We start from the raw sequence: 12,217 nt of genomic DNA on the forward strand, positions 1-12,217 counted from the left end.
TTCGGTGAGAAAGGACGTCAAGGTCCTGAAACTAGATCCTAGGCTTGCCTTGCTTGGACTTGCTTCGGTCCTGCTCTTGGTTCTACTTCTCTTTGCTGCTACCCACGATAGTAGACTGGCGATCTGGCCCCGCTGGTGGACCAACGACTGGTTCATACTGACGGCCGCGTTGATCATCATATCCGGAGTAGTCTTAGCGAGATTCCGGCTGGCTGGTCCCGACGTCGTCTCCAACTTGACACCCACTGTCCGACTCGTGCTCGTCTTCGGACTCACAATGTGGCTTGCCCCGGGCGCTTACCTCGTTTGGGTGTATCCGTTCACTTGGTGGATCTATGGAGTCCATGTCGCAATCGCCCTTACCTTCGCGGGGTATATCCTTCTCCCGAAAGCTAGGAATGCAGACCCCGCCCCGCGCATTACGCGACCTACTTGAGCGAAACGGAATCGATCGGCTACACGTACGACGCGGACGGCAACCGGCTCACGTCGCGGGAGGTCAAGGTGGGCGGATCCCTCGTCGTCACGACGTACACGTACGGGAAGGAAGACCAGCTCCTGAAGGCCGTGATCACGGGCGGCGCGACGACGACGTACACGTACGACAAGGACGGCAACCTGAAAACGAGCGTCACCGGCTCGGCCACGACGACGTACGCGTACGACATCGAGAACCGACTCACGTCGGTGACGACCTCGTCGTCCACGACCAGCTACGCGTACTCCGCGGACAGTCGTCGCCTGAAGCGGGTGTCGGGCGGCACGACGACGTACTTCGGGAACGACCCCATGACCCCGAGCCGGATGGATGACACGATCGAGGAGTACACATCGACCGGAACGAAGACGACGACGTACCTCCACGGCATCGGCGTAGACGAGCTCCTCGGGTACAAGACGAACGTTTGGTATTCCTATCATGGGGATGCGATCGGCAGCGTGACGCGGCTCACGGACTCGGGCGGCGGAACGCCGTCGACGTACCGATACGACGCCTTCGGGGCGATGCGGTCGCAAACGGGACTGGGCAACACTTACGGGTTCGCATCTCGAGAACGCGAGTCGGCCGGCTTATACTTCAGCCGGGCGAGGTATTACGACTCCGGATATGGACGGTTCCTGACACGGGACCCTGCGGGGATGGTCGACGGGACGAACCTATACTCGTATGCGGGGAACAACCCAGTGAACCGGATCGACCCGTCCGGAATGGCGTATCTCAGATTTTGGGTAGACTGCTGGTGGTGGTTCTGTGTCGCCAAGTACAGGCTGACTCTGAACGAACCGGAGACTCAATCGTTCATAGGTATGTATTGGATGTTCTCAGCGGGTCTAGGAGCTACGGCGCTCGCTCTTGCCCTACTCGGCGTAACGGCTCCAGCCGCCGCCATTCCGGCCTTCATGGGGTTTGCGGCCGCGTTTACAGCTGGATACATTCAATGGGTGGACGGGCTGGGGGGGCTCAGGGGCGTATGGATAGAGACATGGCTAATTCCACCAAACAACCCGCATTTCATTTGGCACAACTAACGCGGGCCGATTCGCGGAGTTAACGTATCATGGCCTTGACGCATGGACACCCAATGGTGGAGCTTGGAATGCCGAGCAGAGGGAGTTTAGACTGCTACTCACTCGCGGACGGATTGAGAACGGTCTATGGACGCCCTAATGGAACGCCGAGGACAAGGTTAACTTCATCCTCGCCGCAAAGGCGCAAGCCACAGCGGAGAAATCCTCTTAAGAAGGTCCGAGATTCAAGCACCCTCACCCGCCGGGTAAGGATGGTGATAGTTAGGTGGCTCTTGACTGGGTTACGATGAACCTGATTGGCTCTGTGGTCGTCATGGTGAATGCGGTAATATTTGGGTATAAGAACGTCCGTATCCTCCTTAGTAAACCATTCACGATCCCCGTTTGGGTTTTTTTCTATCTAATCCTCTCTCTCCTTTTCTTACTTTTCTTGGAGACTCTAGGGGCGACTTACTTCGGGATTTCCCAAACCGCTCCTGGCGCGGCGGCGGGCAACGCATTTCTTGTGTCCCTGATCCTCACCGACCCAGCGCAGTGGAGCCAACATGTAAGGGGTCGCGAGTCTTGGCAACGTTTCCTAAGGAAAGAACGAACGAACTAAGGAGAGCCGCATCCGTCCGCCGTCGGACCACAGTTAATGATGCGGGAAGCGACTCCACTCAGGCCTCAGGCTTGCCAAGTCCAGGATCGAAGGCTTCATCGCCCAGGTCGTTGGGTGATTCGAGGAGCCATCTCGCTTACCGTCGTCTCCCGGAATGGGCTTGGCGCCGCGAGAAGCAGCGATCTGGAGTTCATCTTGCCGCCCACCTCCTCGTGATTGCTATCGTCCACCTGGTCACGAGCGACAGGGATAAGCCGATACTCAACAATGAAGGTCTCGAGATGGCCCGCTTCGGGAGAATTGCCGCGACAGTTGCGAAACGGCGCCAGACGGTGCCCCCGTTGTGGATTCAAATTAGGGGTTACAGTACGTTGTTGCTGATTCTCGGGCTGACTAGCGCGCTTGCCCCCCTGTGGATTCGGGGGCTCATCACCATTTTTCCCGGTCTGGTCGTAATGGAAGCCCTTGCTGTCACCTTCGGTCTCTTCGGCATTTTCGGATTGTCCGTCGCTGGCCACGTCCGCAAGGGCGTTACCACCGGCAATAGGTTCGAAAGGGGTTTTGTAAAGCTCTTCCTCCCCGCAAATGACGATGCGATGGCGAAGACGGGTCAGGAATTCTGGACAATCATCCGTGCAAGAAACAGATGATACGCCCGGTTCCGATTTCCGACGGTCGAGGATCAACTCCCGCACGATCCCCGCTGAATCAGGGCCGCAACGATCACGTTCGTGTCGACGATGATGTTCAACGGCGACCCTTCTTCGACCGCCACTCCCGGACCATGTCGACGATGTCGCCTTCGCTGACGCCTTCGACGGTCAAGCGATCGGGGAGCCCCGCCGCCCGCTTCCGTTTCGCGTCGTCGAGGGCCTTTCGAATCTGCGCCCGGAACCACTCGTTCCGCGTCTTGAATCCCTCCGCCGAGAGGATTCGATCCAAGGCCCGAAGGAGTTCCTTCTCCACGCGGAACAGGACCTGCGTTTCGGCCACGGGAATGGATATCTAATTGATATCATTAAGCTTTGGGTTTCGCCATTCGGTCCCCGCTTGGCCGTCGGGGCGCTATCGGAATGCGGGGCGCTCTACGGGCTGAAGGGCGTGACGCCGGACAGAGAGGCCATCGCCTACCGCCACACCGGGAGCGGTCGTCGACGAGCTCCTTGGCAACAAGACGACCGCTTGGTACGACTCCCACGGCGACGCCCTCGGGAGCGTGACGCGGCTCACGGACGCCGCCGGCGCAACGCTGTCAACGTACCGCTACGACGCGTTCGGCGCGATGCGCTCTCAAACAGGATCGAGCAACACCTACGGGTTCACATTTCGAGAACGCGAGGCCGCACTGGGTCTGTATTTCAACCGAGCGAGATACTACGATACGTCCGTCGGCCGGTTCATGACAAAGGACCCGGCGGGGATGATCGATAGTCCGAACCCATACACCTACGCGAGGAACAATCCGGCCAGCTGTATAGACCCCTCTGGGAGTCACGCGTGTTCGTGGTGGGAGTACATCGTCATTGGCTACTGGTGGTGCCGGACCCACCACACGGACTGGGGCTGCGTACTGAACTGCGTGATTACTCTGTCTGGCAATCGACAGTGGATATTCAACTGGTGTTGGTTCATCGCCGGTGCTGTCTGTGCCTTTGGCCGGGAGCCTCGGGCATGTGCGATCGCTCTGGCCGCGTGCGTGGGGATTGAAATAGGCATGTGCATTGACACATGTACCCCACGTTTCTGAGGTGCACGCCGTGAAAAGTGGCCAATGGCGCATCATCTGGTTTGCGACGTTTTTCGCGTTGGTCGTCCTTGCGACCGTAGACCTATTCTGGGGGCAACGACCATCATGGTTCCCGCTTGTGTTTTGGCTCCTAGCGGTGTGGTCTCTATCGCTGGCCGTTGCCGCAGCAAGCGGGAAGATTTCCATAAGGGCGTAGTCCTCCGCTTTTGCGCGTGGTGGTGCTGGGAGGCAGCACGAGCGCGGTTGTGGACATTATGACCGGTCTTCCCATCCCATGGGCCCTCACCGGTTCTTGATGGAGACAGTGCTTGACGGAGAGCCCGTGGTGGGTGCTGCCGGGAGGATTTGCGGGGATCGCAGCGTCGATCCTCTGGCTGGCCTTGTGGTTCTTCCGTGTGAGACACTCGCTCGCTGAAAAGGGTGGGAAGTATACCTCCAAAGTTATGGTAGTTCTGTCGGTTCAACCGTTATCCGGCGGAGTGTACGTGGTGCTGCGAGAGTTGACGGTCATTCAACCAGGCAGCACGGTCGACGCCGCGCTGTCACGCGCCGTTGCAGCCCTGGGTTGGATTGCCCTAGGGACTGTGGCTGCAGGAATAATGCTCGATGCATGGACAAGGACGCGCCAATCAACCTGATGTCGTTGCCCTCGATGGCCTCGGAGCGTGAACGCGTCCCATCCTATCCGAACGGCGCCGTCACGACGACGAGCTACGACAAGGCGAGCCGCGTGACGAACATCTGGACGAACCGGAGCGGGAGCGTCCTCGAGTCGTTCGCGTACACGTTCGACAAGGCGGGCAGCCGGCTCAGCATGACGGAGGCGAACGGCTCGTCCGCGAACTACCGGTACGACAACCTGTACCGGCTCCTGAACGAGAGCTACTCGAACGGCCGGTCGATCGGCTACACGTACGACGCGGACGGCAACCGGCTCACGTCGCGGGAGGTCAGGGTCGGCGGATCCCTCGTCGTCACGACGTACTCGTACGGGAAGGAAGACCAGCTCCTGAAGGCGGTGATCACGGGCGGGGCGACGACGACGTACACGCACGACAGGGACGGGAACCAAAAAACGAGCGTCACCGGCTCGGCCACGACGACGTACGCGTACGACATCGAGAACCGCCTCACGTCGGTCACGACCTCGTCCTCAACGAGCACGTACGGCTACTCGGCGGACGGCCGGCGCCTGAAGCGGGTGTCGGGCGGCACGGCGACGTACTTCGGGAACGACCCCATGAGCCCGAGCGGGTATGATGACACGATCGAGGAATACACGTCGACGGGCACGAAGACCGCCACCTATCTCCACGGGATTGGCGTCGACGAACTCCTCGGCTACAAGACGACCGCGTGGTACTACTATCATGGGGACGCCCTTGGGAGCGTCACGCGAGCGACAGACTCGGCCGGGGCGATGTCGTCGACGTATCGATACGACGCCTTCGGGGCAATCCGGGCCCAGAGCGGAATTTCGAACACGTACGGCTTCACCTCACGGGAAAACGAAGCGTCGCTCCTGTACTACCGAGCTCGCTACTATGACCCATCCCCAGGCCGGTTCACCTCGTCGGACCCGTCGGGCATGGCGGACGGACCGAACCTCTACGCGTACGCGGGCGGGAATCCCGTGAACCGCGTCGATCCGTCCGGACGGTGGTTCGAGGGCTGCAGCGGCTGGGAGTGCCACTATGGGACTGGACAACCGGGTGGCGGAGGAAGCTCGGCTAGTTCGAGCGGTGAAACCGGGACCTACACGTCGGCGTACTGCGACGGATGGGCCGTGGCCCGTGGCCTCTGCATCCCTTCAAACAACGCGCCGGACGCGTCTCTAACCTCGACGAGCAGCAGTGGGAGCGCGCCGAGGGGGACGTGCACGAACTGGGGCGCTGTCGCCGCAGGCGTGGGATTAATCGCGCTTGTTGTTTTTTTCGCAGTTGTGGCCACAATCTTCGCCCCGGAGATTTGGCTCGAACCTCACGTGTGGATTTTTTTCGGCGGGCTGGTCGTGATGGGGCTCCTTGCGATCGGTATCGGCATGAACCAGCAGTGCTCTTAGTGAAGGTCGGGTCTCATGCTGGACGTGCTTGCTGCCGTGCTACTAACCGCGTGGGTGCTGGTTCTCCTATGGCAGGTTATGCGGGGTGCGGTCTCGCCAAAGGTTGTGTCCCGGCTGTCGGGCAATCCCAAGCTGATCGCGGGCTACTTCCGAGTGGCGCAGATTCTAGTATTTGCAGCGATTGGGCTAGGTATCGTTGTGGCCTTCCTGCTAATCCTCGTCCTGGAAAATTTTCCCGGAGTCGGCGTGTTATGGGGAGTAGCCGCCCTGAGCATCGGGGCGTACCTGCTGTCCCGGCGACTGGCCCAGACAGCTTTGGCGGCCGAGAGCGCGGGTGCCCCTCGTCAATCGCAAACGAAATGATCCGGCCGTTCCGAGCGATCAGACCGAAACCGGTCGTCCTTAACACATGACATCCTCCCGGGCCTCCTGCGTCCTGAAGTACCGCCTCAGTACCAGGACATCCGGAACTACGACGGCTCGTGGACGGAGTGGGGGAACCTCGTGCGGACGCCGATCGAGAGGTGAGGATCGGCCTAGTACCCCTCGACGGTCAGGCCCACCGCATGCGAAATCTCCATGAGGTCTCGATCCCTCGTGACGAGCGTGTGCCCTCCTTGGATCACGATCCCCGCGATCATCGTATCGAGGTGGCCTTTCGACCTTCCGAGCCGCATGAGCTCCGCGCGGATCTCCGCGGCCTTGACCGAAGCGCTTTCGTCGAACGGCAGCACGGTGAGGCGGGAGGCGAAGGCGCGGAAAGCAGCGGCCTCCGAACGGGACCGCGCGAAGAGGAGGCCCGCGGTGATCTCGTAGAGGACCGGGGCCGTGAGGAACCGAGTGTCGCCGCGCGTCTCGATCTCTTTCGCCTTTGCGACAGCGAGTCGGTCCGACCGGAGCAGGTCGATGATGAAGTTCGCGTCGAAGGTGATCCCCAGAGCCTCACCGTCGAATTGGGGGCCGGTGCTCCTGCGCCTCGATATCCTCGTCCCGCATTCGAGCAATCGCTGCAGCGAGCTGGTCCACGGACTTGCGGTCGAACAGCCCCCGGAGGTCGAGCAGGGACGGCTCGCGGCCTCCCAAGATACGGTTGATTACGTCGGAGAAACTCTCCCCCGGTCGTTTCGCCGCTTTGAGCTTCACGTACGCGGAGTCTTCGAGGGAAATCGTCTTCGTACCCATGCACCTGTGTATGTGTTTCTGTGTATATAACCGTGTCGTGGACAAGCCTGCACGGGTGACACGGCCGAGGGGACACTATCGCCACCTCCCGGGTCGAAGACCGGTCGTCGTACACGTGGTTCCTCCTGAAGGACTTCCGCGGCTACCCGAACGTCCGGAACTATGACGGCTCGTGGACGGAGTGGGGGAACCTCGTGCGGACGCCGATCGAAAGCCGTGAGGCATCCGCAAAGCGTTTCGCCTCTCGCGAGATGACATCGGCTCGTGGCGGTTCCGGTAGGCCGCGCTTAGTCCGACCGAATCTGCTTGGGCGGTCCTGTGCGAACACTTAAGTACGTGACTACACGTACAATCCACGATGGCCAATCTTACCCTCAGCGTCCCCGACGACCTCTACGAGGAAATGAAGAAACATCCCGAAATCCGCTGGAGCGAGGTCGCCCGCCAAGCACTTGCAAAGAAACTCGAGGACCTGCGCCGGCTCGATGCCTTGCTTAGCGGAAGTAGGCTCACAGAGCGGGACGTCGGGGACGTCGCCGACTCGGTCAAGGAGGGCGTCTGGAAGAAGCATCGGAAGAGGAAGAGCACGGGGTCTAGGTGATGAATCCTGAAGCTCGTGCTCGACGCGAACATCCTCATCGCAGCCTTGCTGCGCGACTCCACGACCCGACGTCTCGTAGTCGTCGGCGGCCACGAGTTGCATGCACCCGACTACTTGTTCGACGAAATCGACGCCCATCGCGACGAGCTGTCGAAGCGTAGCGGCCAGCCTCCGAACGTCTTTGGGAAGCCCTGCGAATCCTTCGGGCGCACGTTGTCGAACACGAAGCGGCGGACTACGACAATTGGCTCGAGAAAGCCCAAAGCCTCCTCCGAGGTCGAGATCCGAAGGACATTCCGTATGTGGCTCTTGCCCTCGCGCTCCAAGCGGATGGGATCTGGACGGAGGATAGAGGGCTCGTCGCTCTGGAAGGCCTCCCTGTATACCGGACCGCGGACCTAGTTCGCCTCGGATCGCGCAGCGGATGAGGATGTGACCTGAGGTGGCCCGGGATTGGACGAGCTGAAGGCGCTATCCGCGCCGAAAGGCGTGACCCCGGACAAAGGAGGTCATCGCCTGTTGCCGGATCGGGGAACGGTCGTCGCACCCGTGGTTCGTCCTGAAGTACCTCCTGGGCTACCCGGACGTCCGGAACTATGACGGCTCGTGGACGGAGTGGGGGGAACCTCGCTCGCACGCCGATCGAGAAGTGAAACGACTTCCAAGCTACGGAACCTACGGCGGCGGCCAGACCCGGAGGAGCCCCGAAACCCGGTCGAACACCCGGTCCTCAGAGAGAATCTCCCTTTCCCCCGCTTCCAGCGCAGCCGCGGCGTGGATTGAATCCCTCGGGCGCATCGGCAACGATCGGTAGAGGTCCGCTGCGCGGCGCAACACGGCGAGGTCCACGCGGAGCCAGGTGAGATTCGGGAACACCAGCAGCTCCGCCCCCTTCGCAATCGAATCTTCGGGCCCGAGCAGACGACGCACGACGTAGACGACCTCGTCCCACGTCAGGGTCGCCGTGGATACTTTTCGGGCCCCGCTCGCAAGGGATTCGAGGAATCGTGCCGCCGCCGGGACCGGGGGGATGCGCTCTGTATGGAGGACGGGCACAAGAAAGAGCCCCGCATCCGCGTACATCAACGGCCCGAGTCCTTGTACTCGTCATCGAGGACCGATTTCCAATTCACCCGCTTCCGGAGCTTCTTCCCTTTGACGGAAAGGAAGCGCGCGACGAACTCCTGAGGGCTCGGCTCCGGTCTCACCACGATCGTGTCGTCCTCGACCTCGAAGTTGAGGATCGCGCCCTCCGTGAGGCTGAGCCTCTCACGGATGTCCTTCGGGATCACAACCTGGCCCTTCGGCCCGAGCTTGCGCTTCATTCCTACCCAGAAGTAGGAATTCCTACTACAAATACCCTCTCCTCCCGACGGCTCGGCCGGAGATCGCATGCCCCTGGCTGAGAGGTCATCGCCTCTTGCCCGCTCGGGGAGCCATGAGCGACCCGCGATGGACCACGATAGGCTCGGTGCCCGAGAATTCAGGTAGCGCTTAAGAGAACGAACCGCATGCCTCGAGACAGCGAGGGCGTATGATCGCGTCGCCGAAGGACGCATCGGGTCGGTTCCTGCGCATCGGCTGGCGAGCGATGGCCGTGTGGGGGATCGGCGTCGCGGCGCTCGGCGTTTCCGTCGCGGTCGTCAACCACATCCTCTCGCCGCAGCTCCTGCTCTACACGACAACCGATGAGCAATTCACGGGCGTGTCGTGGGCACAGATCCAGGGGATGGGCCCGAATTTCCCCCTCTGGCTGAGCCTCTTCTACGACACGACCGCGACGATGATGGCCGCCTACGGATTCCTGACGGCCCTCGTGGCGATGACCGCCTTCCGCTCCGGGGAACGGTGGGCGTGGCTCAGCCTCCTGGCCTCGTTCCTCGTCTCCTCCGGATACCTGGTCGGCACGGCCGCGCCGTTCCTCGGCCGAGGTCTCCTCGGGATCTCCGGAATCTCGATCGGCGTGCCGGGCATCGTGCTCGTGGCCGCCTTTCTGGTCGTCGGCTTAGTCCTCCCCGGACTCGATCTGAGGAACGCGCCCGCTCCGTCCACCCCGCTCCCCACGAAACGCTCGAAGCGGTGGAGCTTCAGCTGGATCTCGCTCGCGGTCGTGGTGGGCGGACTCAACATCCTCTTCGCAATCTTCGTCCCCTTAACGGACCACCTCTCGCTGTCCGGTGCGCCGCCGACGTACATGACGTCCGATGCGGCCCTCAGCGGGGTCCCGTGGGACACGATCGCCGCTTCGAGTCCCGGGCTGTCCCTCTGGATCGTCCTGCAGATGGACAACATGTGCGCGCGGATGATGGGGACGGGCATCCTCGCCGCCGCCGTCGCGGTCAAGGGCTTCCGGGGCTCTCGGCGCTGGGCGTTCGACGGCCTCCTCGTGGCGTCCGTGGCGTACTGGGCGGGCCTCATCGTGGCCTCGATCCCCTCGTACGAAGCGGGCATCGGCGATCCGAGCGCGGTCTCCGTCGGAGCGCTCTGGGATGCGCCGGGCGTGCCGTTCACCGCACTCCTCGTCTTGAACGTCATCCCCCTCGCCCTGTCGTACCCGTACTTCCGAGGGATGTCGCGGGGAGCGTCCCCTGTCGGCTGACGCTTCGGGCTCCAGCCGGCCTCGCTCCGAGGCCCGAAAACCACGAATCGGAGGGGCAACCGCGCCAGAGTCGGATTCCGCGAGCGACGGTGTTTTGTAGCTTCGCCGTATGAAGGGTCACGACGGCTGTGTCGAACGCATCCGAAATTGTGGAAGAACACTCGCGACCCCCGATATTTTGTGAGGGGTGCGGAAGAGACATTCGGCTCGGGTTGCGGGTGCTAATCGGCCGTGGGAGATGCCCTGACTGTGGAAAGGCGATTCCGCGTCCCAGCTTCCGCGTTGTCCCCTGGTGGATCATCCTCCACTTGAGGTCACCGACCGCGCCCGAGCGCCGCTTCAGGGACAGTTGGTAGACCGACCGATCGCAGCCCGCGAGGGCGCAGGAAGGGGCAAGACGCGACTTGCAATACCCTGTTCAAGGTTCCGCGATAGCGGCACGGCACCGCCATCCCGGCGGAAGTATCCCGTCGGGCATGAGGTGTCGGCAGGAAAACAGCTCGCGGCCTCGTACACTATCGACCGGGGACCTTGTACTCGTCATCGAGGACGGATTTCCAGTCCGCGCGCTTTCGCCGCTTCTTCCCTTTCACGGAGCGGAATCGCTCGACGGCGTCGGCGCTTCGGAGCCGCTCGATGTCCGCGAGGTCTTGCAGGGTCCCACGACCGGCCTTCCGCTCGGTGAGGTCCCGTGCCGAGATCACATCGATGACACGATTGCCGAACCGCCGGCGCACCGCGCGCGCGGACAACGCATCGAAGTCCGCGTCGAAGAAGAAGTCGATCAGCCAGCCTGCGAGGTTGAACGAGACGTGACGAGCGTCCTTTCGGATGGCCAGGTCCGCGGTCCGCGGCCCCGGATGTGCCGGGAGGCCCCCGAGACCGTCCATCACCTTGTAGACGGCCCGGACCGTCTGCGGTCCCAAGGGGACGAGGAAATCCACATCCCGCGTCGCCCGCTCATATCCGTACGCGGCCATCGCGAATGCGCCATGCAGGACAATCCGGATGCGCGCCCGCCGGAGCGCGTCGACGACATCGGCGTACGCCTCGAGGAGCGTCCGCTGAACCTTCGGGCGGGGGTTCGCCATCCGGTGGACCCCCTCGACGAGGTCGAAGTACGGTTCGCGGGCCATCGCGAGACCCACGTCCTCGCAGGCTTTCAACCCTTCGGGAAGACCCTGGATCTGGATCGCGTCCAAAGGCGGTTAAGCGCACTTCTCTCACGACGCAGCGTTCAGTACGCAATCGCCGGCATCTCGCGCACGAACTCGTCGGCCGTCAGCTGGCCCATCATGAAGTCGGCGACGTCCGCGCGTGTGATGCGGAAGCCCCATCGCGGAATCCCTTCGACGGCCACTCGGTAGCGGCCTTTCGCGGGCCCTTTCGCGAGGAGGGGCGCCCGCACGACGATCCAATCCAAGCTCCGCCGCCGAATCTCCTCGAGCATCTTGCGGTGCTCCTCGTACACGCTTCGCAAGGCCAGTCGAAAGAAACGGATGCCCAGGTTGCCGACGAGGAATCCCGCAGGCTCCCGGAGCGCGCCGGCCGCGGACAAGACCACGATCCGCTTCACCCGATGTGTCTCCATGGCGTCGAGGATGTGGCGCACGCCCTGCGAAAGGACCGGGGGCGGCTTGTGGGCGGCCGTCCCGAGGACGCTCAAGACGGCATCGCGTCCTGCGACCGCTCCATCGACGGAGGCCGGGTCAAGCACGTCGCCACGCTGTACCCGCAACCGGTCGTCCACCACGGTCACGCGGGCCGGATCCCGCGCGAAGGCGGTGACATCGTGGCCTGCCCGGATGGCTCGCTCCGCCAGGATGCAGCCGGTCCGACCCGAGGCCCCGAAGAGGACGATCTTCACGATCTTGACTTCCGGAGGCTTAATGGGA

At 62.3% G+C, this 12,217-nt stretch carries 14 protein-coding genes and 2 pseudogenes; 8 read left to right on the forward strand and 8 right to left on the reverse strand.

The genetic code is table 11. The features are described 5' to 3' along the window. Nucleotides 1–4 precede the first annotated feature (4 nt). Nucleotides 5–436 (forward strand): hypothetical protein, encoded by a 432-nt coding sequence (locus tag VF992_09090; protein HEX9341302.1) that lies wholly within the window; start codon nt 5–7, stop codon nt 434–436. Beyond that, nucleotides 433–1,530: an RHS repeat-associated core domain-containing protein gene (locus tag VF992_09095; GenBank protein HEX9341303.1), complete on the forward strand. Its 1,098-nt coding sequence runs from the start codon at nt 433–435 to the stop codon at nt 1,528–1,530. Before VF992_09090 ends, VF992_09095 begins: the two co-directional genes overlap by 4 nt. Nucleotides 1,531–2,226: 696 nt before the next feature. On the opposite strand, the gene VF992_09100 is transcribed toward VF992_09095, so the two are convergent. Continuing rightward, nucleotides 2,227–2,826, reverse strand: coding sequence for a hypothetical protein (locus tag VF992_09100; protein HEX9341304.1), 600 nt, complete (start codon nt 2,824–2,826; stop codon nt 2,227–2,229). Between the two features lie 52 nt (nt 2,827–2,878). After that, a complete protein-coding gene (locus VF992_09105) occupies nt 2,879–3,124 on the reverse strand; it encodes a hypothetical protein (GenBank protein HEX9341305.1) in 246 nt (81 codons plus the stop codon). A gap of 1,364 nt (nt 3,125–4,488) precedes the next feature. On the opposite strand from VF992_09105, the gene VF992_09110 reads away from it, so the two are divergent. Then, complete coding sequence (locus VF992_09110; protein ID HEX9341306.1) at nt 4,489–5,940, forward strand: RHS repeat-associated core domain-containing protein; 1,452 nt, start codon at nt 4,489–4,491, stop codon at nt 5,938–5,940. Between the two features lie 15 nt (nt 5,941–5,955). Then, entirely contained in the window at nt 5,956–6,303 is a 348-nt protein-coding gene (locus tag VF992_09115; protein HEX9341307.1) for a hypothetical protein, read from the forward strand. Between the two features lie 173 nt (nt 6,304–6,476). On the opposite strand, the gene VF992_09120 is transcribed toward VF992_09115, so the two are convergent. Both VF992_09120 and VF992_09125 read right to left on the reverse strand, forming a co-directional pair. Beyond that, on the reverse strand, nt 6,477–6,944 hold the full coding sequence (locus tag VF992_09120) for a PIN domain-containing protein (GenBank protein ID HEX9341308.1): 468 nt from the start codon (nt 6,942–6,944) through the stop codon (nt 6,477–6,479). Beyond that, a complete protein-coding gene (locus VF992_09125; protein ID HEX9341309.1) occupies nt 6,883–7,122 on the reverse strand; it encodes an antitoxin VapB family protein in 240 nt (79 codons plus the stop codon). Before VF992_09125 ends, VF992_09120 begins: the two co-directional genes overlap by 62 nt. Nucleotides 7,123–7,193: 71 nt before the next feature. Here VF992_09125 and VF992_09130 point away from each other — a divergent pair. The 3 genes and pseudogenes from VF992_09130 to VF992_09140 all read left to right on the forward strand — a co-directional run bounded on the left by VF992_09130 (nt 7,194) and on the right by VF992_09140 (nt 8,151). Next, nucleotides 7,194–7,331, forward strand: a pseudogene (locus tag VF992_09130) (rhodanese-like domain-containing protein). 149 nt (nt 7,332–7,480) lie between these two features. Next, nucleotides 7,481–7,723, forward strand: a complete 243-nt coding sequence (locus VF992_09135; GenBank protein ID HEX9341310.1) for a hypothetical protein — start codon at nt 7,481–7,483, stop codon at nt 7,721–7,723. A gap of 15 nt (nt 7,724–7,738) precedes the next feature. Next, nucleotides 7,739–8,151: pseudogene (locus VF992_09140) on the forward strand (PIN domain-containing protein). 247 nt (nt 8,152–8,398) lie between these two features. Here VF992_09140 and VF992_09145 read toward each other — a convergent pair. Both VF992_09145 and VF992_09150 read right to left on the reverse strand, forming a co-directional pair. After that, entirely contained in the window at nt 8,399–8,806 is a 408-nt protein-coding gene (locus tag VF992_09145) for a type II toxin-antitoxin system VapC family toxin (GenBank protein HEX9341311.1), read from the reverse strand. Beyond that, a complete protein-coding gene (locus VF992_09150) occupies nt 8,806–9,048 on the reverse strand; it encodes an AbrB/MazE/SpoVT family DNA-binding domain-containing protein (protein HEX9341312.1) in 243 nt (80 codons plus the stop codon). The genes VF992_09145 and VF992_09150 overlap by 1 nt, the downstream gene beginning before the upstream one ends. A 209-nt stretch (nt 9,049–9,257) precedes the next feature. Here VF992_09150 and VF992_09155 point away from each other — a divergent pair, with 209 nt between their 5' ends. Then, entirely contained in the window at nt 9,258–10,322 is a 1,065-nt protein-coding gene (locus VF992_09155) for a hypothetical protein (GenBank protein HEX9341313.1), read from the forward strand. A 515-nt stretch (nt 10,323–10,837) separates the two neighbouring features. Here the strand turns inward: VF992_09155 and VF992_09160 are convergent. Together VF992_09160 and VF992_09165 are read right to left on the reverse strand one after the other, a co-directional pair. After that, complete coding sequence (locus VF992_09160) at nt 10,838–11,458, reverse strand: hypothetical protein (GenBank protein ID HEX9341314.1); 621 nt, start codon at nt 11,456–11,458, stop codon at nt 10,838–10,840. A 101-nt stretch (nt 11,459–11,559) separates the two neighbouring features. Beyond that, nucleotides 11,560–12,189, reverse strand: coding sequence for an SDR family oxidoreductase (locus VF992_09165; GenBank protein HEX9341315.1), 630 nt, complete (start codon nt 12,187–12,189; stop codon nt 11,560–11,562). Between the last annotated feature and the right edge of the window lie 28 nt (nt 12,190–12,217).

The organism is Thermoplasmata archaeon (assembly GCA_036395115.1).
Taxonomy (GTDB): Archaea; Thermoplasmatota; Thermoplasmata; order RBG-16-68-12; family RBG-16-68-12; genus RBG-16-68-12.

What these genes read in the sequence shown, in the direction of transcription:
- VF992_09145 (HEX9341311.1), bottom strand. Translation starts at nt 8,806, where the DNA reads ATGTACGCGGATGCGGGGCTCTTTCTTGTGCCCGTCCTCCATACAGAG.
- VF992_09160 (HEX9341314.1), bottom strand. Translation starts at nt 11,458, where the DNA reads ATGGCCCGCGAACCGTACTTCGACCTCGTCGAGGGGGTCCACCGGATG.
- VF992_09150 (HEX9341312.1), bottom strand. Translation starts at nt 9,048, where the DNA reads ATGAAGCGCAAGCTCGGGCCGAAGGGCCAGGTTGTGATCCCGAAGGAC.
- VF992_09155 (HEX9341313.1), top strand. Translation starts at nt 9,258, where the DNA reads ATGATCGCGTCGCCGAAGGACGCATCGGGTCGGTTCCTGCGCATCGGC.
- VF992_09135 (HEX9341310.1), top strand. Translation starts at nt 7,481, where the DNA reads ATGGCCAATCTTACCCTCAGCGTCCCCGACGACCTCTACGAGGAAATG.
- VF992_09115 (HEX9341307.1), top strand. Translation starts at nt 5,956, where the DNA reads ATGCTGGACGTGCTTGCTGCCGTGCTACTAACCGCGTGGGTGCTGGTT.
- VF992_09125 (HEX9341309.1), bottom strand. Translation starts at nt 7,122, where the DNA reads ATGGGTACGAAGACGATTTCCCTCGAAGACTCCGCGTACGTGAAGCTC.
- VF992_09110 (HEX9341306.1), top strand. Translation starts at nt 4,489, where the DNA reads ATGGACAAGGACGCGCCAATCAACCTGATGTCGTTGCCCTCGATGGCC.